Genomic DNA, 26,711 nt, shown 5'->3' on the forward strand with positions numbered 1-26,711 from the left:
ATTTTATTGCTTACCACCGACGAAGTTGATAATTGGAAGCGCATTGTTCACTTTGATTTGGCGATTATGTATATTGTATTTCGAATAAAACAGCTGCCATGGGCCGAATTACCGTAGTCATATGCCTGCTGCTCCTCTCCTCCTGCCTCGATCCGCTTGAGGCTCCGGCACCCGATTGGCAACCTCAGACCTTTGCGGACGGCTTACCAAACCTGGCATTCCGGCTGAGGGTGAGCACCATCAGCCCGGGCAGTGTGCGTTTCAACAACTATTCAAGTGGCATGCTTGAGTTTACGTGGTACCTTGGCTACAACAACGATAACGGCATTGAGGCTACCACTAACACGCCAGCACCGACACTTAAGTACCCCAGAAATGGTCGGTTCAATGTACGATTGAAAGGGATCGGCACTGACAGTACGGTTTACTGGGGTTCCGACTGGATAGAGATCAGCAATTTACCTGACTAGTCCTCCTGTGCATTTGGGCCGCACGCTTATCGATCCATCATCTTTTCAACCAGTGCCGACACTTCGCTGGTAATTTCATCCAGTTCGGTTTTCAGCTTGTTCTGCAACAGCGACATCTCTGTGTCGGTGAGAGACTGAGAAGTTTGGTGGCTGTGCGGGTGATGATGGTCTCTGTGGTCTGTTTCTTCTCCAACGGCCACCACCTTCTCCTCCCAGGCTTCCAGTTTTGCGCTCAGCGTTTTCAATTCCTCCGAAAAAATAACCAGCGTCGTGTCTCTGGCCAGAATTTGCTCCATCGATTCAAAAATAGATCTTGTTTCGGCTTCGGTGGCCAGCAATTCCTCATGGGCCTCAAAAGCTTTCTGATAATCCTCACCCGCCTTTCCCGGGCTACAAGAAATACCAAACACCATTGCAATTAAAAGAAAGGGCTTAAAATTCATAGATAGTCTCTTTTTCACACACCAACACCTAAGCAAAAGCTACGAAGCCGCAAGGTATTACCTCGTGCAATAAAATCAACTTGTTTAATGAATTTTAAGCCCTAAAATCAAGTGGCCCTGCCCATGGCTCAGACCTGGCTCAGCTTAAGTTTATCCCCGAATTTCTTTTTGAGTTTCTCCACCTTGGGGCGGATAACAAATGAACAATACGGTTGAGACCCGTTGAGCTCAAAATAGTGCTGATGATAGTCCTCCGCTACGTAAAATTCACTGTACGGACTTATTTCAGTAACTATTGGCGAGGCAAAAACACCGCTCTTGTCTAGTTGCTCTTTGTACCTGACGGCGAGCTCCATTTGCTCCTGATTGTGGTAAAATACGACTGACCTGTATTGCGGCCCTACGTCGTTACCCTGCCGGTTGAGAGTGGTGGGATCATGCGTATTCCAAAAAATTTCCAATAGCTCGTCGAATGAAACCAGTTTTGGGTCAAAGGTGATTTGCACCACCTCGGCATGGCCCGTTCTTCCGCCACACACCTCTCTGTAGCTTGGATTCTTCTCCTTGCCGCCAGAGTAGCCCGACTCCACTTTTATAACTCCTTTGATATTTTGAAAGATTGCTTCGGTGCACCAAAAGCACCCAGAACCGAACGTTGCCTTTTCCAATGTTATCTCCTTTTTGAAATGGTTTGCTACTTGCACTCATGCGCTACCAAATAACACAAACCAAGCCCAATAGTTTCCATAGCGCCAGCTATTCCCGGAGATTGGTTAGGCAGCCGACATTAGCCCAATACCCTGCTTTCGTAAATGTTTTGCAGCTTGTTTCTGTCCTCATCCGTTAAGTGGGGATTTTGCAGCATGCGGAACAGGTCGCTGCGATTCGATATGCCATATTTGGCGAGGACATCGTTTTTCTTCATCTTCTTTTTCCTCTGCCGAATCACAACAAACATCACGATTTGCAACACAAGAACGGGGACGAGGAACCAGAGAAGATTAGTAATACTCATTACTTATAATTTTTGTTATCAATAATCAATAGACAATATAGCCAAAAAAAAGTTGCATCAACAGCCTCCCGAACCGACAAATACCGTCGTATGGAATGCCCCTTTGTTTACCTACTGTTATTTAACGGATAAGTTTCATGAAAGTAGGTTAATAATCGCTAATTTTTGGATTGAATAGGAACAGCCGACAGGAGAGCCCAAGGAAAAATGGTCAAAAGCGTTGATATTGAAGAGTTTCTGGAGCTTAGCAGGCAAAATCCGGTGGTAGACGTGAGGTCACCATCAGAGTACACTTACGGAAGAATTCCAGGGGCAGTGAACCTGCCACTCTTTGAGGATGACGAAAGAGCAGAAATTGGCACGCTCTACAAGCAGCAAGGAAAGGAGGTGGCCGTGAAACGTGGGCTGGAAATAGTGGGCCCCAAAATGCGGCCGATGGTTGAATTTGCCGAGCGGCTCACCTCCAAAGACCATATTTTAGTGCATTGCTGGCGGGGCGGCATGAGGTCGGGCAGCGTAGCCTGGCTGCTGCAAACCTATGGATTGCCAGTGATTACACTCAAAGGCGGTTACAAACGGTTCAGGAATTATGTGTTGGACAAATTTGCTGATAAGATGGAGCTTATGGTCATTACAGGCCCTACGGGTTCCGGCAAAACCGACTTAATCAAAGCCCTGGCAGCCAATGGTCAGCAGGTGGTAGATTTGGAAGGCCTGGCCCATCACAAGGGATCTGTTTTCGGGGAGTTGGGCCAGGAGGTGCAGCCTTCCTCAGAGCATTTCCAAAACGAACTTTTCTGGGCCATCAAGGACTTTGATTTTTCTCAACCCATCTGGCTTGAAGACGAGTCGATAGGCATTGGCAAAGTGATGATCCCTGAAGCCTTCTGGCGCCAAATGGGCAAAAGCCCCCGTGTGCATTTCAAAATGGATAGAAATATCAGAATCAAACGCCTGGTGTCGGAATATGCCAGCTTCCCGGAGAAGGTTTTGGACGAAAAAATCAACGTGCTCGAAAAGAAACTGGGTGGACAGCATGCAAAAAGCGCTCTGGAACTGCTTAGATCGGGAGACTTTGCAGGTGTGGCTGACGTGCTGCTGGTCTACTATGACAGAGCCTACAAAAACGCCTTGATTAGACACAAAAATGACTTGTTGCTGGAAATAGAAGCCGATCACGAAGACTTTGCCAAATGGGCTGAATTAGTTATAGAAAAAACGAAAACACAATATGTCTGAACCAATAAAGCTTACCCAATACAGTCACGGCGCAGGGTGTGGTTGCAAAATTTCGCCCAAGGTATTGGAAACCATCCTGAGCAAGTCAACCGACAAGACTTTCTTCCCTTCCCTGCTGGTGGGCAATCATACCAACGACGATGCCGCTGTGTATGATTTAGGAAATGGCACCGCCATCATTAGCACCACCGACTTTTTTATGCCCATCGTGGATGACCCATTCGACTTTGGCGGCATCGCTTCGGTAAACGCTATCAGTGATGTTTACGCTATGGGAGGCACTCCTATCATGGCCATCGCCATACTGGGCTGGCCTATCGACAAACTGGCGCCTGAGGTAGCCAATCAGGTACTGAACGGAAGCCGCAAGGCATGCGAAGAGGCGGGCATTCCTTTGGCTGGCGGTCACAGCATTGACGCCCCCGAGCCTATTTTTGGATTGGCAGTAACAGGCACCGTACCAGTGACCAACGTGAAGAAAAACTCGACGGCAACGGCGGGGTCTTACCTGTACCTGACCAAGCCCCTGGGCATTGGTATCATCACCACGGCGCAAAAAAGAGGCATTGTAACCGAAGAGCACCTGGCAGCTGCAAAAAAGAGCATGCTCACGCTGAATAAGCTGGGAGCAAAGTTGGGGAACCTCCCCTACGTGTCGGCAGTGACGGACGTAACCGGCTTTGGCTTGCTGGGGCATTTGGCTGAGGTGTGCGAAAGCAGTGGCGTATCTGCCACCATCGACTTCGACAAGGTGCCAAAATTTGATTTCCTCGACCTTTATCTGAATCAGAAAAGTATTCCCGGAGGCACCGTTAGAAACTGGGAAAGTTATGGTCACAAAATCGGTGATATTTCCGACTATCAGCGGTGCATTCTGGCAGATCCACAAACAAGCGGCGGATTGCTTATTGCCGTTGATGAAAATGAGGTTTCAGCTTTTGAGGATTTTCTGAAAATTGAAAGAATGCAGTTACAGCCATTTGGCTACCTCTCTCCTGAAGAAGAATATGTAATTCGGTTGAAATAATCGAATGACGAGCAAAATGCAATAGTGGTTTCGAATAGAAAGCCTGTTGTAGCTTATGATACCAAACAATGCCTATGAAAAAAAACTACTACTGCTTTGTTCTGTTACTATTGTTTGTATTTGACGGAAATGCGCAAGGTACTCCCGATTGGAAAACGAAGATAGAGCAGCTGGAAAAGGCATTTGGTATAGACATATACTATCGGAATGAATGGGTTGACGCTTCCAAGGTGACTATCCCCGACACTTCTCTTCCGAGGGATCAGGCGTTGCAGGCCTTTCTCGCACCTCTCAGCCTTTCATATATCACCTACCGGAAAAAGCTGGTTGTGTTACTACCCGATTCAACTGCGAGAAAATTTGCTTCCAGCTCGGAAGATTATGGATCTCAACTAAAAATTCCGGAGGGAGTCACCATCATAGGCGACCTAAAATCGTTCGGAACTCAAAGGAATGCCACTATTCGGGGGCGTATCATCGACGCAAACAGTGGTGACCCATTGGTCGGTGCGAACGTGATGCTTGTAGGCACCAATAGATCGACCAGCACCAACGAAAAAGGCGAGTACTCCTTCCAGGTACCTGTTGGCCTGTACGACCTGCTCATTACAACTGTAGGCTACATTGAAGAAAGAAAGCCCGTTGCAATTGTCGGCGATGGGCAGCTAAGCACCGAACTATTTGACACCACTTACGAGCTTGAAGAGATTACTATCCGGGAGAGAGCGTTTGAAAACAATGTGACAGATGCCAAAATGGGTATCAATTCGATAGATGTGGCCTCTATCAGGCGATTACCTTCATTTCTCGGGGAGGCTGATGTGATAAAAAGCCTGACATTTCTACCCGGGGTGAGTTCCGTGGGCGAGGGTTCTTCCGGTTTTAATGTGAGAGGAGGAAATTTTGACCAAAACCTCATCCTCATGGATGGTGCCCCTGTGTTCTATCCGTCGCACATGCTTGGTTTCTTCTCCCTCATCAATTCAGAAATGGTGGACAACCTTACGCTCTACCGGGGCGGAGTGCCAGCCAAATACGGTGGCCGGATAAGCTCGGTGCTGGACATCCGGCTCAAAGAAGGCGACAAGAAACGGTGGAATGGCAATGTGGGGCTAGGGCCTATCACCAGCAAGGCCTTTGCAGAAGGGCCACTGATAAAAAACAAAGCGTCGCTTGCCCTTGGTGTTCGGGTGGCCAGCGCCGACTGGATTTTGAAGCGAACAAGAAGTATTGAACTTCGGGAAAGCGGAGCGAGGTATATCGATTTTCAGGGCACCATCGACGCATTTGTTACCGACAAAGACAAGGTAAGGCTCTCCGGCTATATGAGCGGCGATAGATTCTCATTTGCTCAGGACGCTATTTACAGCTATCAGAACAACATCTACTCAGTTTCATGGACACACTCCTTTCCGCAGAACATTTATCTCAAAGTAAATGGTGCCTCCAGCGATTACGATTTTGAAGTGGAGAACACCGAAACATTGCGTGAATACATCATGCAAAGCGGTATTCATTACAAGGATGTAAAAGCAGACCTCACTTACGACCCCGGAAACGGCTTTCAGGCAGAAGTGGGGGTGTTGGCCGGTAAGTACAATATTGAGCGAGGTGAATTGGAGCCAACTACCATCTCTTCACTGGAGGCAGCCCGAAGTCTTCAGGACATGAACGGAATCGAAAAGGCCGTATACGGATCTCTCGAGTGGAAGCCTGCTTCATGGCTTACGTTGTCGGCCGGCAGCAGGTATACAACCTTCGATCAAAAAGGGCCATTGAAAATTTATTCCTATGATCCGGCGCTGGCCAGGGATGACGACGCCATCATAGACTCTACCAGCTATGCCAAAGGTGATGTAATCAATACCTACTCAGGTTTTGAGCCACGAGGCTCTGCAAGCATCAAAATAGCCGAAGAGCAGTCGATTAAGATTGGATACAACCGGATGAGGCAGTACATTAATATTGTTTCAAACACAGCGGCCGTCACCCCTTTCGATATCTGGACAACCAGCGGCACTCATTTCAAGCCTGTTATCGGAGACCAGTATGGCATCGGATATTTCCGGAACTTCACAAAAAATAAGCTGCAAACATCGGTTGAGCTGTTTTATAAGGAAGTGCAAAATGTGACCGAGTACAAGAATAATGCTGACCTCTTCCTAAAAGACAATATTGAAACAGAGTTACTTCAGGGTTTTGGCCGGTCTTATGGCGCCGAATTTCTCGTTCAAAAAGATGCCGGGTTGCTTACAGGATGGGTCAGCTATACCTACTCCCGAAGCCTGAGAACAATAAACGGAGAGCTGGAAGAACAAAAGATCAACAGGGGCAAAGAATACGCTGCCGACTTTGACAAACCTCATACGCTAAACATTGTCTCCACCTATAAGCTATCACGGCTCTGGAGGTTTTCGGGCAATTTCACCTACAGTACGGGGCGCCCTACCTCCTACCCAATTGATAAATATGTATTCAATGGAATTGTGGTGGCTCAGTTTTCGGAGCGTAACCAGTTCAGGGTGCCAGACTATCACCGGCTCGATATCGCATTTTCAGTTGACGGCACCAACAAGCGAAAAGCCAAGGTGGAAACCTCGTGGACGTTTTCGCTATACAATGTTTACGGTCGCAAAAACGCCTATTCGGTCTTTTTTAGCCAACGAAACTCTGACCCGCCTGTAACTCCCTACAAACTTGCCGTGCTTGGGATTCCGTTCCCTTCAGTCACCTTCAATCTTAAATTTTTGTAGAGCAGATGCGGTTCACAGACCTAATGCACCGATTGAAAACAGCGCCGGAAGGAGTTCGCAAAAGAATGGCATCGAAGCTGTCCTGCGCATTCGTGCTGCTATTGGCATGTGTTAGCTGTATTGAACCATATGAAGTTGACGTACCCAAACAAGACAATATCCTTATTGTAGAAAGTATGTTGCTGGATCATCCTGACTATCAACAAACCAGGTTGTATTTCCAACATCAGGACGGGCCTCGGGAGCTCATCTACAATGCCATAGTCAGCATTTCAAATAAAGCGGGAGACTCCTGGCCGCTGGTCGTCACCTACGACGGATCATACGTCCCCCTTTCTGGCAGCATTGAGGTGGCGGCTGGGGACGAATTCCAACTGGAGATTGCTATCGGAGATTCGATTAGAGCCGTTTCAACCTGGGAAAAAGTTCCTGAGCCATCGGCAATTGATACCGCTTTCATGGAGGCGAAATACCGGTCCGTCGTTAACAACAGAGGGATTGAGACAACTTCGAAAGGAATCGAAATTTTTGTAGCAACAAAGCCAGTTGCTTCAGAAAACACTTACTTGCGCTGGACTTACGAAGACACCTACGCCTATGATGCACCCATGGCATCAGACCTTTGCAGCGAGTGTCAATACTGCTACATAAAGGAGGAAGTGGAGAACTTTATCGAACTGGCAGAAGTGTTGAGTAGCAAGGGGAAAGTTCTTTCCGGCAAGTCAATTGAGTTTATTGAATTCGACGAACGGTTTGGGATCAGGTTCGCCGTATTGGTCAAGCAACTTACCATTACAAAAGCAGCCTACGAATACTACAAATCCATCAATCAACTCAATGAAGCAAGAGGCAGCATTTTTGATCCGCCACCGGCAGTGCTAAGAGGAAATGTCAGCAACAACCTCAGGCCCACCGAAACAGTTTACGGCTTTTTTGAGGTGGGAAAATACAGCGAAGCTTCAGCCAGAATAACGAAATCCGACATCGACTTTCTGATACCCTCGTTTTATGAAAATTGTTTGGTTCCAAACCCTGGGGCTGACTGTTTCGACTGCCGGGCAAGGGAAGGCGCCACCAAAGTCAGGCCCGGCTACTTTTGATCTTATGATTAACAGGAAACTATCATATGGCCCTTTATTCACGCTCTTGTTGCTTGCCGGGTGTATTGAACCGTTTTCTCTTGACATTGAGCGTGTTTCCAACCAGATAATCGTGGAAGGAATTCTCTCCAACCATCCCGAGCTACAATCGGTAAAGCTTCGTCAAACACCAAACGACCCTCTTGGTTTTATTGAATTAGAAGGAGCGATAGTAAAGGTTGAAAATTCGAACGGCATAAAATTTTCTTTTTCAGAAGTCGCAGCAGGCACCTATTACCCCATCACTCCCATTGAAATCACCAATGGAGAGAAGTACCGGCTGCTCGTTGACCTGGGAGATTCCGTGCAAATAGTGTCAAACTGGCAAAGTGTTCCGCCGCCGCTCAAAATAGAGACGGCATATGTGTCGCCAACTATTGAGCAATCTGTCAATGACAATGGATACTTAACACCCTATTACGGCTTTTCCTACTACGTCACCTCTGATTATACCAATCCGACAAGCACCTTTGTCCGCTATTCCTACCAGTCGGCCTACATTATGGAGTCGCCACTGCGGAGCTCCCTTTGTTCGGATTGCACTGGCTGTTACATTGTCAGCAATGCAAAGGACTTCATAAAAACCGCATTTGTGGAGAACGGTAGCAGAAAGCGACTTTTAAACTTTCAGATTGCATTCATCAACTCCTCCTACGAGTATTCCATCAAAAAAACCCTCCGGATATTTCAACACTCCATTAACGAAGACACATACGAGTATTACGCTACCATTGAGCAGCAAAAAAACCTGAAAGGCACCATATTCGATCCACCTCCGGCTATTGCGAAAACCAACCTAAAAGATGTAAGGAACCCTGAAAGAGTCATCTACGGCTTCTTTGAAGTTAACAGCGTTGATGAAGCTTCGGTAAGTACCAATGGCAATAGTGCGCCTTTTGCAGTGCGCACATTTGATGAAATATGCACCCCCTATAACTTATACACCAATCCGCAGTGCGCCGACTGCCGTGTGAAAGAAGGTGCTACAAATGAACGCCCCCACTGGTTCTAGATGAAACGACTAACCTCATATCGATATACCGTAAGAATACTGGCGCTGCTGCTGCTTGCTGTTCCCTCGTGTGTGGAGAAATTTGAGCTCGACATACCAAGGTCTACTCAGAACTATGTAGTGGAGGCCATTCTACTTGACGATGCAAGGTTTCAGAAGGTGGTGCTTTCAAAAATCAACCTCGACGGAAAGTCGGAACCATTCGACGATGCAAGGGTCGTTCTGCAATCAGACAACGACGATATGGAAATAGCACTTGAACCGAGAGGCGAAGGACTATACTCCCCATTAGTGTTTGTGCCACTTGCCAGAGGAGACAAGTATCGTTTGGTGATCGATACTGATGAAGAGACAAAAATTGTGTCAGACTGGGAAGAGGTACCAGATGCTATAGCACTTGAAGGAGGCTACTGGGAATCGCACACCTTCGAGTTTGTGAACGACAATGGTGTGACGATAAAAAGAAATGGAATTAACTTCAAAGTCAATACGGGTACTTTTCAGTCTCCAAACACCTTTCTGAGATACGACTTCGAAACCGCCCATATCAATGAAGCACCCTTTAGAGACCCAAGGTGTGATTGCCTCAACTGCTATATTATCTCAGGTTCAGACGAGTTCCTGAACATTACCAGTGCCACGGAATCGGAAGGTAAATCGATTAAAGATCACCTCATTACGTTTCTACCTCTTGATAAGAGATTCAGCTTCCGGCTTACCATGCTGGTTCGTCAGACTGCCATTACAAGGAATGCTTTTCATTTCTATCAGTCTATTGATCAGCAAAGAAACCTGAACGGCAGCATCTTCGATCCACCACCGGCAATTATCAAGGGCAACCTGTACGTGGAAGAGAAGGAACACATAAATGTGTACGGCTTGTTTGAGGTAGGACGGCTATCAGAGATTCCAATTACTATTTATAAGAGCAACATTAAAAACGAGTTCCTTACCTACCTCGACATTTGCTATGCAGGAGCGAGGATCAACAATATAGAATCCTTTTGCTTTAGCTGCTATGCCGAAGAGGGAGCGAGTCCAAGGCCCTATTACTTTGAATAACTATGAAATACCTACTGCTACTTCCGTTATGCGTTCTTGGTCTGGTTAAAGCCAGTGCACAAGACGATTCACCGGAAAAGCTTGTTCCCGAATTCATTCACCTGACAACGGACAAGCCTTTCTATTTCGAAGAAGAAAGACTGATTTTTCAGGCTGTTGCATTGAGCAACAAAACGTTCAAGGTGGTAAAAAGAAATGACGTCATTTATTCGGAACTATTGAACCCCAGGGGAGAAACGATAGGATCGGCCAGGTTCTTGTGGGTAAATGGCGTTGCCAGCGGAGAATTTCGGCTGCCTCTCCTATTCGATGAACAAGCGATACACTACCTCCATGTGTTTACTCCTTCCCTTCTTAACAATACCGAATGGGTGGAAGCCTCTATCCCCATCAGCACTTATCAAATACCCTCGTCGGCCATTGAAGAAAACTCAATAGCCCAATTGGCTACAAAAGAGGAGCCCGGTTTGGTTATTTCTCCTGACAACGGAAGAATATACTCTCATCTCCCCAACCAGGTCTTTTTCAGAGTGACGAATCCAGAACCAGGGATAGCGTATAAGCTTACTGTTGAAAGGGACAACGGCTCCAAAGACACCGTCTCTACTGGTGGCGAATTGATGGGGGATTTCATCGTCCATCCAACTAATAACAAGCCCATTACCTTGCAATTGTGGGACAATGCAACGGTGGTTGCTTCCACAACTATACAACCAGACGAAACCCCTGGTATCACCCTTGAGGTGGCAACCGACAGTGCTAAAAATCTTGAGCTAAAAATCTACAGCACCTTCGACCTATCCAAGAAAGTTGAATTGGAAATCAGGCAGGGCGACCTGCTCGCTTTCAAAAGAATAGTGAGTATTAACCAGCCCATAATGACAATGCTTGTGCCTGCCAGTGCTTCGGAGAGAACGGCAGCTTATTCAATCATTGTTCGGGACGAGGCAAAGAAATTGCTACTCGAAAGGTTCGTCTTTGTTGAGGATCCAATTGAGCAGCAACTAAAATGGATCAACCAGCGGAGTAAGCTGCCATCAGGAAGCACCCCTAACCTGCTGTTTGTGGTCAATGTGGATAGTATCGATTTTTCGGAGGCCTATCTTTCAGTCAAACTGGTGGATGAAAGGCTTCCTACGCTAAACGGCAACAACCTGAAAACTGCCGGACAAACCTATGCCAGCTATCAGCTAAAGCGAGCTGGGATATTTTCGGACGACGTTCCGCTGGCGTTTGATCACTTGGCTGCCAATCAAAAAGAGGCCTGGGTTCAGACCAACCGCAGCAAGGTCACCATCAAACCTCCGGTTCTGGTGGCAGATTCGATACAGCTGGCTCCTGACCCATTCCAGAAAGGTTTTAGAATAACGGGCAGAATAACTTTTAAAGAAACCGGAGAGCCTTTACAATACTGTCCCCTGGCCCTGGCTAACACCAGCGACTTTTCGCTATTCCGGTTTGCCAAAACGACGAAAGACGGGTTCTTCAAGTTTGAAAACCTTACGTTCGAGGGTGAAAACGAGCTCTTTCTGGCTCTCCAGAGATACTACGACCATGACGTGGACATCGTCATTGACCAGCCCGTGTTTCCCCAGTTTAAAAGGTCAGTTGCAAGTCCCCCCAAGATCGCTTCACGTAACAAAACGGCTTTGCTAAACGAAGCCCTGGAGAGAAGCATTATCGACAGCGTGTACACGGGCACATCCGATGTCGTTAAAGTTTTCCAGGAGAATAATTTCATTAGCAAAATTGCCGGCTTCTTCCTCGAACCAACGGAAGTAATCGATCCTCTAGTGTATGTGCCCTTCAACGAAATGAAGGATGTTTTCAAAGAGATTTTGCCCAGTGCCTATTTACGGTTCAAGAAAGGGAAACCGCTGATACGGATGGTGCACAACACTATTCAGCTACCTTCAAATGCAGTTGTTACCGGATTAATGGACGTTCCTGCGCTGGTCATTGTTGACGGAGTACCCATTTTCAATCAAGCTGAAGTATTAAGTATCAATCCTGCCCTTGTCACCAAGTATGAATTGTATCACGGTCTCTTCACTCTTGGTCACGAAGTATACCTGGGGCTTGTTCACATAGTGACCAATGTCGACTACCTGAACCAAAAAGAAATCAAAGGGCTTCACAAATTCAAGTACACGGGCGTTAATGCTTCGAACCCCATCGCCATTGGCCCAACAGGAGAAGCCAACAGTCCTTACCTTTCGCCCGTGGGTTTTTGGGTTACTAATATAAACCCCGACGACAAGGGAGTGGTGCAGTTGCCTATTCGGTTAACCAGTGTGCCTGGCGACTATTGGCTAATGTTGGAAGTTGTGACACCCAACGGAAAAGGCATGGTGGAAAAGTGGCCGTTGCAAATTGAATAGTGCCAAAGCGGGATAGCTGCTGGCTACACCAACAAAAAAGCGAACCGTCACCGACAGTTCGCTTTTTAGTCAATTATGTCAATTCAATATTAAGCAATCGCAATTTGCCTTACTGGCTTTGGTTTAGCCTCCTCACGCTTAGGTATACTAACATGAAGTATGCCATTTTCGTAAGTTGCTCCAATTTTTTCTGCATTTACCACATTTTCAGGAAGCGTGAAGCTTCTTTTGAATGAGCTGTAGCCGAATTCCCTTCTTGTGTAGCGACCGTTTTCGTCCTTTTGCTCATTTTTTGTCTCTTTTTCAGATGAAATCGTCAACAGGTTGTTGTTAACCTCAACATGAAAATCTTTCTTGTTGAAGCCCGGCGCAGCCACTTCCACATCAAAACCTTCTTCGGTTTCCTTCACATTCACGGCAGGTACACTTGCACCTGGAGAATTTACCAGTCCATTTTCAAAATCGAACAAATCCCTTCCTAAGAAGCTGTCAAACACGCTTGGAAACTCTGGGAACAAATTGGGGTTTCTTCTAATTAGTTTCATATCTGTTTTAAGTTTTTAGTTGAACATCTATGACACCAACTATACAAGAGAAATGCCAACGCAGAAAAAGGGGGAAAACGAATAAAATCAAGACATAATGTCTTGGTTTTAGGTGATTTTTAGTGAGATAGTGACAAAATGTCTTTATTGACAATGACAATAATTTCCTCGATATATCAATCCGAGGCTGCAGGCTTCAAAAAAATCCGTTTTAGTTACATCAAAAAAACGCACTCAACAAAAAAGCCCTCATCTTTCGAAAAGGGCTCTGTTACCATTGTTTCGTTTGTACTCCTAATTACCTGCCTGCTGAATCTTGGCCCAATCGTCTTTGAGCGTCACGGTTCGATTGAACACCAATTTATCAGCAGTTGAGTATTTTGTGTCGACGGTAAAATATCCTTGTCTCTCAAATTGGTAACCAACACCTGCTTCAGCCTCAGCGAGCGATGGCTCCAGTGCAGCCGCCTCAATGATCTCAAGAGAGCTCGGGTTAATGTTCTTCTTCCAGTCCTCCCCTTCTTCTACGTCCGAAGGGTCTTCCACATTGAACAATCGGTCGTAAAGCCGCACCTCTGTTTTGTAGGCATGCCTGGCAGAAACCCAGCTGAGGGTACTTTTTACCTTCTTACCAGTTTGGTCTTCGCCACTTTTGGTTAGTGGATCGTAGGTACAATAAACTTCGAGAATCTCTCCGGTGGCAGGGTCTTTCTTGAAATCTATACACTCGATGATATACGCATACTTCAGCCTCACTTCCCGGCCTGGCCCCATCCTGAAAAACTTCTTCGGAGGATCTTCCATAAAGTCCGACTGTTCAATGTATATCTCTCTTGAAAACGGCACCTTTCTCGTTCCGCCATCCGAATCCTCGGGATTGTTGGTGGCATCCATCATCTCCTCTTTGTCCTCCGGGTAGTTAGTAATGATGACTTTCAAAGGGCGAAGAACGCCCATTTTCCTCGGAGCGATTTTGTTAAGGTCTTCCCGCACGCTCCATTCTAGCAGGCCTACGTCAATGATATTATCCCTTTTGGCCACGCCAATCCTGTCAGCAAAGGTGCGAATAGATGAAGGCGTATATCCTCTTCTTCTCAAGCCCGATATCGTTGGAAGCCGTGGATCGTTCCACCCGTCTACGTACCCCTCCTCCACCAGTTCAAGCAGCTTACGCTTGCTCATCACCGTATAATTGAGGTTAAGCCTGGCAAATTCTATTTGCTGAGGGTGGTAAACGCCCAGCTCGTCAATGAACCAGTCGTACAATGGCCTGTGCACCTCAAACTCAAGTGTACACAGGGAATGCGTGATGCCCTCAATACTATCCGAAAGGCCATGTGCAAAGTCGTACATGGGGTAGATATGCCATTTGTCGCCCGTGCGGTGGTGGTGAGCATGCTTGATGCGATACATCGACGGGTCACGCATGTGCATGTTCGGATGCGCCATGTCTATTTTTGCCCTAACTACATGCGCACCGTCGGGAAACTCCCCCTTGCGCATTCTGTCGAACAAGTCCAGGTTTTCTTCTACCGACCTGTCTCTGAATGGACTGTTCTTGCCAGCTTTTGTGGGTGTGCCTTTATAGTTTTTAGCAAAATCTTCAGAAGAAAGGCTATCCACATAAGCCTTGCCTTTTTTTATCAGCTGTTGGGCGTATTCGTATAGTTGATCGAAATAGTCGGAAGCATGATAACGCCTGTCTTCCCAGTCAAACCCAAGCCACTTTACGTCCTCCATGATGGAGTTCACATATTCGTCGCTTTCCTTGGTCGGGTTGGTATCATCAAACCTTAGGTTACAAAGCCCATTGTATTTTTTGGCAGTTCCAAAATTGAGGCAAATAGACTTGGCATGACCAATATGCAGGTAACCATTGGGCTCCGGAGGAAAACGAGTGTGTACCTTGCTGGCAAACTTTCCCGTTTTGTTATCATCCTCAATGATTTGATGAATAAAGTTGATCGATTCTTTCTTTTCTTCCGTGTTTTCAGCCATGAGCCCAACCTGTGTTTTAAAAGCTGCAAATTAAAGCAATATTCTGCAACCAAGGTAATTTGCGCTGACTAAGATGCTATAGAAAAAGAAAAGCCTGAAGCCGTTTGGCGACTGCCTGCACAAGACAGCTTCAGGCGAACCACTGGAGGACTTAAAAACTTGTCCTGAGTGAAATAATAAAATTCCTCCCTGCACCAGCCATTCCTGACGAATAGGGCTTATAGCGTTGGTCGGTCAGGTTTTCGATACCACCGGAAATGATAATATCATCGGATATTTTCTGGCTCACTTTAAAGTTAAGTGTATACCACGATGGTGAATAAGTGTTTCCTTCCTTATCTGCCGCATAAATCTCCGTCTTTCCTTTTTCCTCCTCAGGCATGTCGGCAAAGCCTACACCCCCACTGTATTGAGCGTAAAAGTCCAGTTTCAGGTTTTTCACACCATACATAAAATGGCTGACGCCAAAAGCTGGCGCAGCATGCCTGGAGGGGCTTTTCGATCCATCATCCAACTCCTCTTCTCCAACTTGCACATTGTAGCGGGACGACACAGTGAAACCCTCAGGCAATTTAACTTCAAGGCCCGCCTGAAAACCATAAACGGTGGCTCTGGCAGCATTTTGAATGGCTTGCACCTGGCTCAGCTCGCCGTCATATACGATGCTGTCGAGGCCATTTAGCGTAAAGTCCCGGCGCACGAGGGCATTCGAAAGCACTGTGTAGAAGGCCGTGGCATCCAACTTGAGGAAGTCGCCAAATACCTTTGCCATACCCACCTCAGCATTGTAAGCATACTCTGCTTCAAGGTCAGGATTGGGCACTACCACCGCCCCAGGCTCTGAATCAAACACCTTACCCACGTCGTCCACATTGGGTGAACGAAAGCCTGTGGAAAGGTTGGCACTGATTGACAGCTTCTCCCCTGGTGTCAGCACTACACCGGCACTTCCAGTCAAGGCGCCATTGTTCAGGTCAGCGGTTGAAAACGGGAATGGGTAAAATGAATTATCGAACGTAGCATTCAGTCCAAAGCTATTGTAGCGGCCCCCAGCCTGCACCAACAGCAGGTCACTCAATCTGTTCTGGTAAGTAGCATAAGCCGCATACGACGACCAATCGGACTGCGGATACCTGGCAGGGCCAACGACTTTCTCTCCTGTGGAAATATCCTCGTTGATTCCTTCGGAGTCCACTTTATCGTAGATCATCTCCAGCCCATAGTAGAGCTTCTGCCCTGCTACAAGCGACTTGGAGAAGTCAAGATTGGCAGAATAGGCATTTACCTTTTCAATGCGGATGGCACGGGTTGAGCCATTAATGTCCCGGTCAATCCGACTCTCCTCAAAAAACTGATGCGCCAACCGAAGTGTGACCTGGTCAAATAACCCCGTGTTGGCGGTATAGGAGGTAGTCAGGTTGTTCATCATCCACTTCTGCGGGCCGTACGACCATTCGCCGTACCTGGGCAAGCCATTTTTATAGCGAATATGCCTGTCGTAACGGGCGTAGTCAGAAGTTTCCGAATAGTGAAATGCATAAACGATATCCCAACGCTTATTCGGCACAAAACGCACCTTCTGCATCATGTTGGTTTGCTGGTAGCCGCTGGGGCGCTGCACGAGTGGATTATCGTTGGTCACAACTCTATCGACACTGTCAATCCGCTGCACGTAAAAAGGCCTTAGGTAGTCGTCGGGCCCCTTGGTGCCCATTCGCAAGTCGCCGTAGTCATTGTAAGAAAAGCTGGTCACCGACGACCACTTCTTCCATCCCACATTGAAATCCAAATGAGCGGTTTTTTCACTATTGGCAGACGAAAACCTGGTGGCAGCACTTCCTTTCGTCAGCGTTTCGTCGGTGAGGCTCAAGTGCGGGGTAAGCGTTGTGAAACTCATCACACCACCAATGGCGTCACTTCCATATATCACTGACCCTGGGCCAAAGAATACTTCTGTATTTTCAGTAGCGAAGGGATCCAATGAAATGACATTTTGCAAGTTTCCACCTCTGAAAATGGCGGTATTCATGCGCACGCCGTCCACAGTGAGCAGAAGTCGGTTGGTGGCAAAACCCCGGATCATAGGGCTTCCTCCACCCTGCTGGCTTTTTTGGATAAAAACCTGGCCGGAAGCGCCAAGCAAATCAGCTGCAGTTTGCGGATTGAGCAGGGCAGCATCCTTGGGCGTAATGGTAGCAATGTGCACAGGCACATCCCTTGTCGACTGGCTCCATTTGCTGGCAGAAACCACAACCTGATCCAACGAAATATTGGAAGGCTCCATCACCAAAACCCGATCACCAGCCGCCAGCTCAGCATAAGAGCTAACAATACGATTGTAGCCCACCAGCCTGACTTCTATTCTATCAGCGCCTTCAAATTCAGAAATATCGACCATTCCTGACGAATTGGTCATGGCAGTAGCCCTTGGCGCTTCACTGTAGAGTGTCACCAGCTCTAAAGGTTCATTATTCTCTTTGTCTTTTATTGTTAAAATCTGCGCATAGCTCACCAGCACCAGGCTTGTGAGCAGGCATGACAGTATCAATCTTCTCATCTTATGACAGTCAGTTTAATCGAAATACAAATAAGCGCTGGCACCAATTCTTCAGAAGAGGCCAGGCCTTGATTAAAATGCAGAAATCAAACTGATTTGGGTGGTGGGCTCGGAGGGCTGGCGTAATTTGAGCTATAAAATAGATAGATTGGCTCGTGTTTTCGGGGTTGGCGCAGCTGGCCAAGTGCTGACCAGCTAAATTGATCCAGTCTGTAGGGCGTTTTAATCACCTGAACAAGGTGACTGGCAGCATTGTCATCCTGAAAATCGTGTGTCAATTCTTCAAACAGTATCCCCTCAAAGACGTCGGTAATAAAAGTTTCTTCTTTGTCCCAATAGCAGGTGTAGTAAACCGAATCAGGCAACTCCTGCACGGAGATAATATCATAGAATTGCCCTTTGTAGCGAAACTCTTTGCTGTGCTCCCAAACAAGCTCCTTTTCAGCCTCTTGTTTGGATAACCTAAGCACAGTTTGTTCTGACTCGCCCAGTCCCTCAAAAATTCTCCCGATCACATCGGCCTGAATATTCATCCTGCTCCAATAAAAAATTGAATAGTTCAGCCAAAAGGGAGCTGAAATACAAAGAAGAAGAAATATGGCCAGTAACCTTTTCAATATACAGTGTGCGAATTCCCATTCCGCCGGAGCGCCAACGGTGATGCAGGCAATGTAATTGGGTTTACTATCAAATCAAATACACATTATTTCAAGTGCTTTGCTTGATTATCAAAGGTAAAATTGAGTTTATTGAATGAGGGTTTGAATATCCAAGAATGTTTTATGCCATTATAGAGGAAACTCTAAAACTTATTTAATTTCGAGGGGTTTGTACTTTGGTCCTGGTTTTACACCTGTTAAGCATTGAATGAAGCATCTACTACTTTTGGTTTTCTCTGGTTTGACACTGCTTTTTGTTGCCCCAACCAGCTCACAAGCCCAATCAAGAGTCATTACCGGCCAGGTAACTGACATCGACAATTTCTCACTTCCGGGGGTAAACATCTACATCAAAGGAACCACCACGGGAACCATCACCGACATTGAAGGAAATTACAGGCTTGAAGTGGGTGGCACTAATGACGTGCTTGTGTTTTCATACATAGGCTACCTGACAAAGGAAATGCCCGTGACTGCCGCAGCCACAATTGATGTAAAGCTTGAGGAAGACGCCCGTCAGCTCAACGAGGTCATTGTTACAGGCTATTCCTATGTAAAGAAAAGAGATATTATTGGAGCCATAGCGTCTGTTTCCGCCGAAGACATCAAAAACATACCGGTGGTGAGTTTAGATCAGGCCCTTCAGGGCAAAGCAGCCGGGGTGCAGGTGACACAGTCATCGGGAACGCCGGGCGGCGGCATCACAGTGCGGGTGAGAGGAAACACCTCCATTTCCGCTTCGAACAGGCCGTTGTTTATTATTGATGGCGTGCCGGTAGAAGACGGTGCCCTGGCCCTGAGAAGTTTCGGAGGGCAGAACGACAATGCTCTCTCTACGCTGAACCCTAACGACATAGAGTCATTTCAAGTATTAAAGGATGCATCGGCCAAAGCCATCTATGGAAGCAGAGCAGCCAACGGCGTCGTGCTAATTACCACAAAAAGAGGTAGCAAAGGTGCCAAGACCTCCGTGACCTTTGATGTGCAAAGAGGTGTTATCGACCTCACCAACAAGCTCGACTTACTCTCATCAGAAGAGCTGGTGACCCTTCAGCGGGAAGCCATCACCAATGCTGGGCAGAACCCTGACGAGTCTGGGATTATTAAAGGTGTAACGGATGCCGTGAACACAGACTGGATTGACCAGGTGACTCGCCAGGCGATCATGGAGCAGTACCAAATGAGTATCAGTGGTGGCGATGAGCAGACTAGCTTCTATTCAAGTTTCAACTACCGGGGAGAAGAAGGCGTCATTTTGAACAACCAGTTTCTAAGGTTTGCCGGACACTTAACATCGACCACAAGGTGACCGACAAACTCAAGTTTGGCAACAACCTCACCATATCAAAAACCAGAAACGATCGAATCAAGGGTGATAATTTCCTTGATGGTGTTTATTCAGGTGCAGTAAAGAGCCTTCCCTACTACTTTCCGTTTGACGAAAAAGGCAATATTATTGGGCCCGGCAACTCTAACTATGCCGGCTTCCCCAACTTCAACCCCGTAGGACAGGCAGTGCTACCCCGATTTCAAACGAATACCCTCAAGGTGCTTGTTGGTGTATTCAGTGAGTATCAGCTCAACGAGCATTTTAGGGCCAGGGCTAAATTCAGTGTAGACTACAATGACGTAGCCGAAGATCAATTTGAGCCCTCCAGCACAGCTATCGGCGGTTTTCTGGCATCAGTGGGCGGGCTGGGCTATGGTGTTAACTCTACCGGCACCTACGTTACCTATATCAACACCAACACTGTTTCCTACAACCAGACCTTTGGCGACCATGTTGTTAACGCAACGGCCGGAACTGAGTTTCTACAGCGAACCGAGACCTCCAATTTTGTGCAGGGTCGCCTCTTTCCCAGTGATGACTTTACGTACATCACCTCAGCGGGTATAGTGGACGCCGGAAGCTCAAACAAGGTGAACAGTGGACTCAACTCCTATTTTGCGGAAGCCCGCTACGACTACAAAGAGAAATATTTCGCCAGCGTCACGACTCGATATGATGGTTCCTCAAGGTTCGGCACCAACAACCGTTTTGGTCTCTTCCCTTCGGTTTCGGCTGGGTACCGGATCACCAACGAAGCCTTTTTTCCTAAAAACACCATTGTTGATGACCTGAAAATCCGTGGTAGCTATGGCTTTACCGGCAACGAAAGAATAGGCGACTTTGCCTTCTTGGGCACCTTCGCCTCCACCACTTACAATGGGGTGACAGGAACGGCTCCCGCCAACCTGGAAAACCCCGACCTCCAGTGGGAAGTGACCCGAGAAGCCAACGTTGGCATTGACCTCTCCCTTTTTAGCGGCCGCCTGCAAACAAGCGTGGATGGCTACAGCAACCTGACCAGCAAACTACTGTTCAGCCAGCCAATACCACTGACGACAGGCTTTGGAAGCATTCAGGGAAACATTGGAGAAGTGTCGAACCTCGGAGTGGAGCTATCGGTTAACAGCATCAACTTTGATGGCGACTTTCGCTGGTCGACCAACCTCAATATTGCCAAAAACGATAACCTCGTAAAATCTCTGGCCGACACCTTGCCCCTGTTTCGTGGTTACACTGCCAATGGAGCTGGCAATACCAATATTGTAAAACCAGGGTATCCTCTTGGTACATTTTGGGGACTCAACTTTCTTGGCGTTGACCCGGCTACCGGCGATGCCATTTATGAGGACATCAACGGAGATGGACAAATCAGCCCGGATGACGGCAAGGTGATAGGCACAGCACAGCCCGCTTTCGTTGGAGGAATCACCAACAACCTCTCCTACCGGGGATTCGATTTGAGTGTTTTCATTCAGTTTAGTTATGGAAACGAGCTACTCAACTTCAGCAACTCGACCCTGCTGAACTCCGGTGAAGACATCAATAACAACCAGGTTCGAAAGGCCCTCGACAGATGGCAAAAGCCCGGCGACATCACCGACGTTCCCCGCTACGAACTGGGAAACACTCAGAACAACTGGCACAGCAACAGGTTTCTTGAAGATGGTTCCTTTCTAAGGGTGAAGAACGTTTCGCTTGGTTATAATCTTCCTACACGCTACGTAGAAAAAATTAAGGCGCAGAGCGTAAGGATCTACGGCTCGGCCACCAACGTGTTTACATGGACAAATTATACGGGTAACGATCCTGAGGTGAGCACACTTGACGGCTCTACCACAGCGCAGGGAATCGACTTCTTTACTTTGCCGCAGGTAAAAACTATGATGCTGGGTATAAACGTGAAATTTTAGGAGCTAAGAAAATGAAAAAAGCAGCATTGATCATATTGTTCCTGGTTACAGGCTTTGGCTGTACCAATTTTCTTGATCCTGAGCCCGTCGCTCTTTTGATAGACGACCTGGCGCTCAATGAGGCCAAAGATGTACCTTCTGTCGAAATTGGGCTTTACGGCGCCTTCAGAGGCATTGCAGCGCCCAAAGTTATTGCCGGCGATATGACTGCCGACATGCTGATTCATATTGGCACATTCAATCAGTACCGGGAGTTCTCCAACAAGCAGATTACGTCAACTAATGCTTCAGCCGCTGCGCTGTGGGGAAGCATCTACCGCACCATCTATGTCGCCAATTTCATTCTCGAAAAGCTGCCGGGAGTGCCGGGAGTTACTGAAGCCGAGCGAAACGAAGTCACAGCCACCGCCCGTTTCCTGAGAGGCTACGCCTATTTCGTTGGGGTGTATACTTTTGGCGCAATGCCCATCACGACAACTTCTGATCTGGAATCAAACAGAAATGTGCCCAGGTCAAGCGTTGAGGATTTGCTTGCGTTCATCGAAGCAGACTATGCAGCTGCCTCCGGTGAAGCTCTTCCTGAAAGCCCGGTAAATGCAGGCTTTGTTAGCCAAAGTGCCGTGGTGGCAGCGAGAGCCAGGCTTGCCCTTTATCAGCAAAACTGGGCCGAAGCTGAAGCGCTGACTTCTCAAATCATCGACAGCGAGACCTACACGCTTGCTGACGACTACAGCGACATTGTGCTCAGCGACTTTACCGATGAGGCAATACTTGAAGTTGGCTACACGGTGAACGACGACCCAGGCACAGACGCCAACTATGGGCTTAACGACCTCTTCAGAGGAAGGAGAGAAATCATACCAAGCAATCAAACGGTGGTTGCACTGAACAATGACGAGGCCGGTGACCGGTTTCGTAATATTTCATTTGATCTTTCCGAACTGGGCGGCGTTGACAACGGCTGGTCTGTTGCCAAATACGGCACAGCCGATGAAGATAATAACAACATCATCATATTCCGTCTGGGTGAAATGTACCTGATAAGGGCTGAAGCAAGGGCGCAACAAAACAAGCTTTTCGGGAGTGGTAGTGCGCTGGAAGATGTTAATGTACTGAGAAGCCGGGCCAATGGCGCTCCGGCGGTGGCCAATTCAAAAGAGCAGGTACTTCAGGTAATTGAGAGAGAAAGACTGTACGAGTTGGCCTACGAAGGTCACCGCTGGTACGACCTTGTAAGAACAGGAAGGGCAAAAGTGGTAATGACAGCATTCAACACCAACTGGCAGGACAAGTTTGAATTGTGGCCCATTCCACTAAGAGAAATTCAGTATAACCCAGCGCTGCAGGGCGCACAAAACCCAGGCTACTGATACCTATGAGCAAATTGAAAACATACAGATGGGTGATAGCGGCCGCTTTTATGTGGTGTTTGGCAGGGTGTGAGCCGGAGAGGTTAATTTTCAAGGGGCCGTATCATGTTCGGTTCACTGAGGAAACTGCTTCAGAGCTGGAAAGCTACAGCGAGGAAATAGCGCTCTCGGTGCACCTGGTAGGCCCGCAACGAAGCGAAAAAATACAGATGAGCTATTCAATTGCCGGCGATGCCAGGGAGGGCATTGACTACGAGGTCTTGAGCGAAAAGGGCATCGTGGAAATTCCAGCCAACGAAAGTTTTGGTTATATCACCATTCGTCTGATCAATAACGCCAACAACATCCTGGAATCGCAGGACATCATATTTACCCTGGAGGGTGTTTCTCCGGTCGATTTAGCCATCGGACAAGGTGACAGTGAAATTGGCAGAACATTGACATTTACCATTTTTGATGACTGTATTCTCGGAGGTTACTACACAGGATATGGCCCATCGAACACTGTTCCTATCGAAGACATTCGCATTACCAGTGCCGATTGCAACGAGTATTTTCTTTCTAACTGGGACATCAACCTCCCGATTTTCAATTCCAGCACCGAAAGAGACCTCATTTTCAACGACAACTTCGACAATACCCTCACTATACCGGAACAGGAAGAACAAACGCTGGTAGAAGACCAGGCAACAATACGTGGGTCAGGCATTGTTAATCCGTTGACAGGTGAGATCACCCTCACCATAGAATTTGTGGATGTAGAGGACATTGAGCCTCAAACGGTAACATTTAAACGACAATAGGCGATGAAAAGAATTCGACTATCTGCATATATCACCTGCTTGTTTCTGCTTGCTTTCTCTTCGTGCAGGGAGCAATTTGAGCCGGAACCTTTCACCTACTCGCAGCTCCTGACGGGCAAGGTGTCCAAAACGTGGAGATTGACAGGTATTTCCATTCTCGAGGATGGTGCACCCACGCAAAATATTCCTGTACAAGATAATGACTGCGCTTTTGACGACAGATATGTCTTTTATGCCAATGAAGAAAAAAAATTCGAGGTACAGAATGGTGCTACCAAATGTGATGAATCGGAGGGAGATATAGTAGTGACTGACATTTGGGCATTTTCCAATGCCAACGCTACCCTGGAAATGATATTACCCATCCTTTCAATCGACACCCGGCTTCCCTTCATTGTAAAAAGCCTCAAAGACGACCGGCTTTCAATGGAAATTTTCTTTGATGGCGGCAGCTATCGTTTCGTACTTCAGGCAGTAAAAACCCAAGACTAAGACAAAATGAGGTTTTCAATATCTATCGTCGCTTGCATAGCCTTGTTGCTAACCGGGTTTTCCGACAATGTGTACCAGGTTCAGCAAGAAACTGAGCCCAACCCTCCCATGCGGACCTGCGAAACGATGGAGCAGGACAGCCTGAATCAGCTCAAATATGCTGACATGCGCAACAGGCTTGACTTTGAAACAAGGATTCAGCAAAAGACGAAAGAAATAGAGCTGCAACAAGCCAGTGGCAGGGGCTTTGCAGGTATTATTACGCTTCCCGTTGTGGTACATGTTGTCCACAATGGAGAGCAAGTTGGGCAGGGCCGGAATATTAGTGCAGCGCAAGTGGCCTCTCAACTTGAGGTTCTGAACGAAGATTTCAGAAGGGCGACCGGCACCAATGGTTTCAATAATAATCCGGTAGGTGCCGATATCGAAATTGAATTTTGCCTGGCGTCGCTTGGCCCCAACGGTGTTGAGCTGTCTGATGCAGGTATTCACCGATACAATGGCAACAAAGCCGCCTGGACTCGCACCGACATCGAGGGTTTCCTCAAGCCGAATACCATCTGGAATCCCAACGACTATCTCAATATTTGGACGGTTGACTTTGAAGGGGAAAGTGAGCTACTGCTGGGATATGCGCAGTTCCCTAGTGAATCAGCACTTACAGGCCTTCCAACAAGCGGCGGATCAGCTTCCACTGATGGTGTGGTGGTGAGATATTCCAGCTTTGGGTCTTCAGAAAAAGGGAGTTTTTCAGTGATGTCACCTCCCTACAACAAAGGCCGGACATTAACACACGAGGTCGGTCACTGGCTTGGTCTGCGCCACATTTGGGGCGACGGGCCATGCGGATCCGACGATTTTGTGACAGACACTCCCGAAGCTGCCGAGCCTACCAGAGGGTGCCCGGCAGGCAAAACTTCTTGTGGTTCTGTGGATATGGTGCAAAACTATATGGACTATTCCGACGATGCCTGTATGAATATCTTTACCAAGGGGCAGAAGTCTAGAATTCTTGCGGTGATGGAACTTAGCCCACGGCGAAAGTCGCTGATAAACTCGCAGGTCTGTGGCGAGCTGGTAGCGGAAGCCCCTGTTCCTGACTTCACGGCAGACAAGCAGCTTTCGCTCCGTGACGGCAGCATCCGGTTTACGGACCTGTCCTCCAACTTCCCAACAAAATGGTCATGGATTTTTGAAGGCGGCACTCCTACCCTGTCGAGCGAGAAAAACCCATTTATCAAATACACCGCCGAGGGTAGCTATTCTGTGAAGCTAGTGGTGTCCAACGAATATGGCGTTGCCGACACTTTGACAAGAGAAAACTACATTGTCGTTTCCAGCGAGGGAGTTTGCAGTTCGCTCGACAATTTTGGAACATCAACACCAACCATCCAGCCACTGCCAACGATTTACAAAGACAATCCACTGTCCAGTCCGAAGGGTTACCTGTCGGGACACAATAGTATCAGAACCTCGGCGATCTCGGAGTTTTTTGAGAACAAACCTGGCTACGAAAACCTAAGCGGTGTGTCTATTCATTTTGGGAAAGCCGTCTTTGCCGATCCCGAAGCCACAGCACGTGTAGTAGTGTGGAATGCCAGAGGTCCACAAAGTAGCCCCGGCGCCATTCTGGAACAGCGGGAAATCCTGATCAGGGAAATTGCTGATGACATTGCCGCCAACAAACCAACCAGTATTGTTTTTGGACGACGAGTACCCTTGTTCGGTGTTGGCTTCCATGTAGGCATTGAGCTAGATTATGGAGGAGGCGATACTTTGGCATTGATAAGCTCCAGAGACAGCGAGGTGGCTATACCAACGGCATGGGAAAAAGACAGTGATGGGAATTGGAGTCCGTTCAGTACTTCGTGGGGACTCACCATGAGCCACCAAATGGTGCCCAAAGTAGGGATGGACGCCTCGGTGCAACTGAAAACAAATAAATTGATTGTAAACCCCGGAGAGCCTGTTACCTTGAGTGCCACCGGTGCCTCCATATTTCAGTGGGAGTCTGCAGAGGGAAGCCTGACCACAACGCTAGGCCCAACGGTGATAGGCAAGCCCACAAAAACGGCGACTTACAAAGTGCTGGCCAGCGGTGGCGATCTCTGCGTTTCTGAAGCAGAAATCACTATCTATGTGCGTGACGTCACCTCCGTTCCACAACCGGAGACTACTGAATTGACGATTTACCCTAACCCTGCGGTGGATGGGGCTGTTACACTCGCATTCTCCAATGCATATATTGGACAGGTGAGTGCTACTGTATACAACGTGCTGGGCCAGAAAATTACCTCTCGCCAATGGACGAAATCAGGCACGGCATTTCAGGAAAAGTTGGAACTGCCCGGGGTGAGAGGTGCGGTAATTATGGAGGTTAGGGCAGGAAGCGAGCTCCACAGGAAGAAGCTGATTGTGAGATAAACAAATGAGGGCATGCTGTTAACATGCCCTCATTTCATCTCATTCTAAATGCATTTTTCAGACCAATTTAGCCCTATTAAAG

The 26,711-nt window shown here is 47.6% G+C and carries 19 protein-coding genes and 1 pseudogene; 13 read left to right on the forward strand and 7 right to left on the reverse strand.

The features are described 5' to 3' along the window. The first annotated feature begins 98 nt into the window (after positions 1–98). Positions 99–470, forward strand: coding sequence for a hypothetical protein (locus ACMVP2_RS26585; RefSeq protein ID WP_339789188.1), 372 nt, complete (start codon positions 99–101; stop codon positions 468–470). Positions 471–496: 26 nt separating this feature from the next. On the opposite strand, the gene ACMVP2_RS26590 is transcribed toward ACMVP2_RS26585, so the two are convergent. The 3 genes from ACMVP2_RS26590 to ACMVP2_RS26600 all read right to left on the reverse strand — a co-directional run bounded on the left by ACMVP2_RS26590 (position 497) and on the right by ACMVP2_RS26600 (position 1,928). Beyond that, on the reverse strand, positions 497–913 hold the full coding sequence (locus tag ACMVP2_RS26590) for a hypothetical protein (protein WP_416865858.1): 417 nt from the start codon (positions 911–913) through the stop codon (positions 497–499). Positions 914–1,041: 128 nt separating this feature from the next. Then, positions 1,042–1,581 carry a peptide-methionine (S)-S-oxide reductase MsrA gene (msrA, locus tag ACMVP2_RS26595; protein ID WP_339789182.1) on the reverse strand — a complete coding sequence of 180 codons (540 nt, stop codon included), beginning with the start codon at positions 1,579–1,581 and terminating at the stop codon, positions 1,042–1,044. A 119-nt stretch (positions 1,582–1,700) separates the two neighbouring features. Continuing rightward, entirely contained in the window at positions 1,701–1,928 is a 228-nt protein-coding gene (locus ACMVP2_RS26600) for a hypothetical protein (protein WP_416865859.1), read from the reverse strand. 207 nt (positions 1,929–2,135) lie between these two features. Between ACMVP2_RS26600 and mnmH the strand changes: the two genes are divergently transcribed. The 7 genes from mnmH to ACMVP2_RS26635 all read left to right on the forward strand — a co-directional run bounded on the left by mnmH (position 2,136) and on the right by ACMVP2_RS26635 (position 12,541). Next, positions 2,136–3,167 (forward strand): tRNA 2-selenouridine(34) synthase MnmH, encoded by a 1,032-nt coding sequence (mnmH, locus tag ACMVP2_RS26605; protein WP_416865860.1) that lies wholly within the window; start codon positions 2,136–2,138, stop codon positions 3,165–3,167. Continuing rightward, on the forward strand, positions 3,160–4,194 hold the full coding sequence (selD, locus tag ACMVP2_RS26610) for a selenide, water dikinase SelD (RefSeq protein WP_416865861.1): 1,035 nt from the start codon (positions 3,160–3,162) through the stop codon (positions 4,192–4,194). The genes mnmH and selD overlap by 8 nt, the downstream gene beginning before the upstream one ends. A gap of 74 nt (positions 4,195–4,268) precedes the next feature. Continuing rightward, the gene (locus ACMVP2_RS26615) at positions 4,269–6,947 is read left to right on the forward strand and encodes a TonB-dependent receptor (protein WP_416865862.1); all 2,679 of its coding nucleotides are present in this window, start codon (positions 4,269–4,271) and stop codon (positions 6,945–6,947) included. A 5-nt stretch (positions 6,948–6,952) separates the two neighbouring features. Further along, positions 6,953–8,047, forward strand: coding sequence for a DUF4249 domain-containing protein (locus ACMVP2_RS26620; protein WP_416865863.1), 1,095 nt, complete (start codon positions 6,953–6,955; stop codon positions 8,045–8,047). After that, positions 7,956–9,098 (forward strand): DUF4249 domain-containing protein, encoded by a 1,143-nt coding sequence (locus ACMVP2_RS26625; RefSeq protein ID WP_339789164.1) that lies wholly within the window; start codon positions 7,956–7,958, stop codon positions 9,096–9,098. The genes ACMVP2_RS26620 and ACMVP2_RS26625 overlap by 92 nt, the downstream gene beginning before the upstream one ends. After that, entirely contained in the window at positions 9,099–10,160 is a 1,062-nt protein-coding gene (locus tag ACMVP2_RS26630; RefSeq protein ID WP_416865864.1) for a DUF4249 domain-containing protein, read from the forward strand. It abuts the gene before it with no gap. Between the two features lie 2 nt (positions 10,161–10,162). Beyond that, complete coding sequence (locus ACMVP2_RS26635) at positions 10,163–12,541, forward strand: hypothetical protein (protein WP_416865865.1); 2,379 nt, start codon at positions 10,163–10,165, stop codon at positions 12,539–12,541. Positions 12,542–12,630: 89 nt separating this feature from the next. Here ACMVP2_RS26635 and ACMVP2_RS26640 read toward each other — a convergent pair whose 3' ends face one another. From ACMVP2_RS26640 to ACMVP2_RS26655, 4 genes are all read right to left on the reverse strand, one after another. Beyond that, positions 12,631–13,086, reverse strand: a complete 456-nt coding sequence (locus tag ACMVP2_RS26640; RefSeq protein ID WP_416865866.1) for an Hsp20/alpha crystallin family protein — start codon at positions 13,084–13,086, stop codon at positions 12,631–12,633. A gap of 294 nt (positions 13,087–13,380) precedes the next feature. Beyond that, positions 13,381–15,084 (reverse strand): glutamine--tRNA ligase/YqeY domain fusion protein, encoded by a 1,704-nt coding sequence (locus ACMVP2_RS26645; RefSeq protein WP_416865867.1) that lies wholly within the window; start codon positions 15,082–15,084, stop codon positions 13,381–13,383. A 151-nt stretch (positions 15,085–15,235) separates the two neighbouring features. Then, positions 15,236–17,641, reverse strand: a complete 2,406-nt coding sequence (locus ACMVP2_RS26650; RefSeq protein WP_416865868.1) for a TonB-dependent receptor — start codon at positions 17,639–17,641, stop codon at positions 15,236–15,238. Positions 17,642–17,727: 86 nt separating this feature from the next. Beyond that, on the reverse strand, positions 17,728–18,174 hold the full coding sequence (locus tag ACMVP2_RS26655; protein ID WP_416865869.1) for a hypothetical protein: 447 nt from the start codon (positions 18,172–18,174) through the stop codon (positions 17,728–17,730). A 334-nt stretch (positions 18,175–18,508) separates the two neighbouring features. On the opposite strand from ACMVP2_RS26655, the pseudogene ACMVP2_RS26660 reads away from it, so the two are divergent. The 5 genes and pseudogenes from ACMVP2_RS26660 to ACMVP2_RS26680 all read left to right on the forward strand — a co-directional run bounded on the left by ACMVP2_RS26660 (position 18,509) and on the right by ACMVP2_RS26680 (position 26,629). Then, positions 18,509–21,540, forward strand: a pseudogene (locus ACMVP2_RS26660) (SusC/RagA family TonB-linked outer membrane protein). Positions 21,541–21,551: 11 nt separating this feature from the next. Further along, entirely contained in the window at positions 21,552–22,910 is a 1,359-nt protein-coding gene (locus tag ACMVP2_RS26665) for a RagB/SusD family nutrient uptake outer membrane protein (protein ID WP_416865870.1), read from the forward strand. A gap of 5 nt (positions 22,911–22,915) precedes the next feature. Then, positions 22,916–23,713, forward strand: coding sequence for a hypothetical protein (locus ACMVP2_RS26670; RefSeq protein ID WP_416865871.1), 798 nt, complete (start codon positions 22,916–22,918; stop codon positions 23,711–23,713). Between the two features lie 3 nt (positions 23,714–23,716). Beyond that, complete coding sequence (locus ACMVP2_RS26675; RefSeq protein WP_416865872.1) at positions 23,717–24,205, forward strand: hypothetical protein; 489 nt, start codon at positions 23,717–23,719, stop codon at positions 24,203–24,205. A 6-nt stretch (positions 24,206–24,211) separates the two neighbouring features. After that, positions 24,212–26,629 (forward strand): M43 family zinc metalloprotease, encoded by a 2,418-nt coding sequence (locus tag ACMVP2_RS26680; RefSeq protein WP_416865873.1) that lies wholly within the window; start codon positions 24,212–24,214, stop codon positions 26,627–26,629. Positions 26,630–26,711 lie beyond the last annotated feature (82 nt).

It is taken from the genome of Imperialibacter sp., assembly GCF_048007035.1.
Classification (GTDB): Bacteria; Bacteroidota; Bacteroidia; order Cytophagales; family Cyclobacteriaceae; genus Imperialibacter.

Excerpts from the sequence above, each read along its gene's own strand:
- ACMVP2_RS26585 (WP_339789188.1), top strand. The coding sequence starts at position 99 with ATGGGCCGAATTACCGTAGTCATATGCCTGCTGCTCCTCTCCTCCTGC.
- ACMVP2_RS26590 (WP_416865858.1), bottom strand. The coding sequence starts at position 913 with ATGAATTTTAAGCCCTTTCTTTTAATTGCAATGGTGTTTGGTATTTCT.
- ACMVP2_RS26600 (WP_416865859.1), bottom strand. The coding sequence starts at position 1,928 with ATGAGTATTACTAATCTTCTCTGGTTCCTCGTCCCCGTTCTTGTGTTG.
- mnmH (WP_416865860.1), top strand. The coding sequence starts at position 2,136 with ATGGTCAAAAGCGTTGATATTGAAGAGTTTCTGGAGCTTAGCAGGCAA.
- selD (WP_416865861.1), top strand. The coding sequence starts at position 3,160 with ATGTCTGAACCAATAAAGCTTACCCAATACAGTCACGGCGCAGGGTGT.
- ACMVP2_RS26615 (WP_416865862.1), top strand. The coding sequence starts at position 4,269 with ATGAAAAAAAACTACTACTGCTTTGTTCTGTTACTATTGTTTGTATTT.
- ACMVP2_RS26620 (WP_416865863.1), top strand. The coding sequence starts at position 6,953 with ATGCGGTTCACAGACCTAATGCACCGATTGAAAACAGCGCCGGAAGGA.
- ACMVP2_RS26625 (WP_339789164.1), top strand. The coding sequence starts at position 7,956 with ATGAAAATTGTTTGGTTCCAAACCCTGGGGCTGACTGTTTCGACTGCC.
- ACMVP2_RS26630 (WP_416865864.1), top strand. The coding sequence starts at position 9,099 with ATGAAACGACTAACCTCATATCGATATACCGTAAGAATACTGGCGCTG.
- ACMVP2_RS26635 (WP_416865865.1), top strand. The coding sequence starts at position 10,163 with ATGAAATACCTACTGCTACTTCCGTTATGCGTTCTTGGTCTGGTTAAA.
- ACMVP2_RS26640 (WP_416865866.1), bottom strand. The coding sequence starts at position 13,086 with ATGAAACTAATTAGAAGAAACCCCAATTTGTTCCCAGAGTTTCCAAGC.
- ACMVP2_RS26645 (WP_416865867.1), bottom strand. The coding sequence starts at position 15,084 with ATGGCTGAAAACACGGAAGAAAAGAAAGAATCGATCAACTTTATTCAT.
- ACMVP2_RS26650 (WP_416865868.1), bottom strand. The coding sequence starts at position 17,641 with ATGAGAAGATTGATACTGTCATGCCTGCTCACAAGCCTGGTGCTGGTG.
- ACMVP2_RS26655 (WP_416865869.1), bottom strand. The coding sequence starts at position 18,174 with ATGAATATTCAGGCCGATGTGATCGGGAGAATTTTTGAGGGACTGGGC.
- ACMVP2_RS26665 (WP_416865870.1), top strand. The coding sequence starts at position 21,552 with ATGAAAAAAGCAGCATTGATCATATTGTTCCTGGTTACAGGCTTTGGC.
- ACMVP2_RS26670 (WP_416865871.1), top strand. The coding sequence starts at position 22,916 with ATGAGCAAATTGAAAACATACAGATGGGTGATAGCGGCCGCTTTTATG.
- ACMVP2_RS26675 (WP_416865872.1), top strand. The coding sequence starts at position 23,717 with ATGAAAAGAATTCGACTATCTGCATATATCACCTGCTTGTTTCTGCTT.
- ACMVP2_RS26680 (WP_416865873.1), top strand. The coding sequence starts at position 24,212 with ATGAGGTTTTCAATATCTATCGTCGCTTGCATAGCCTTGTTGCTAACC.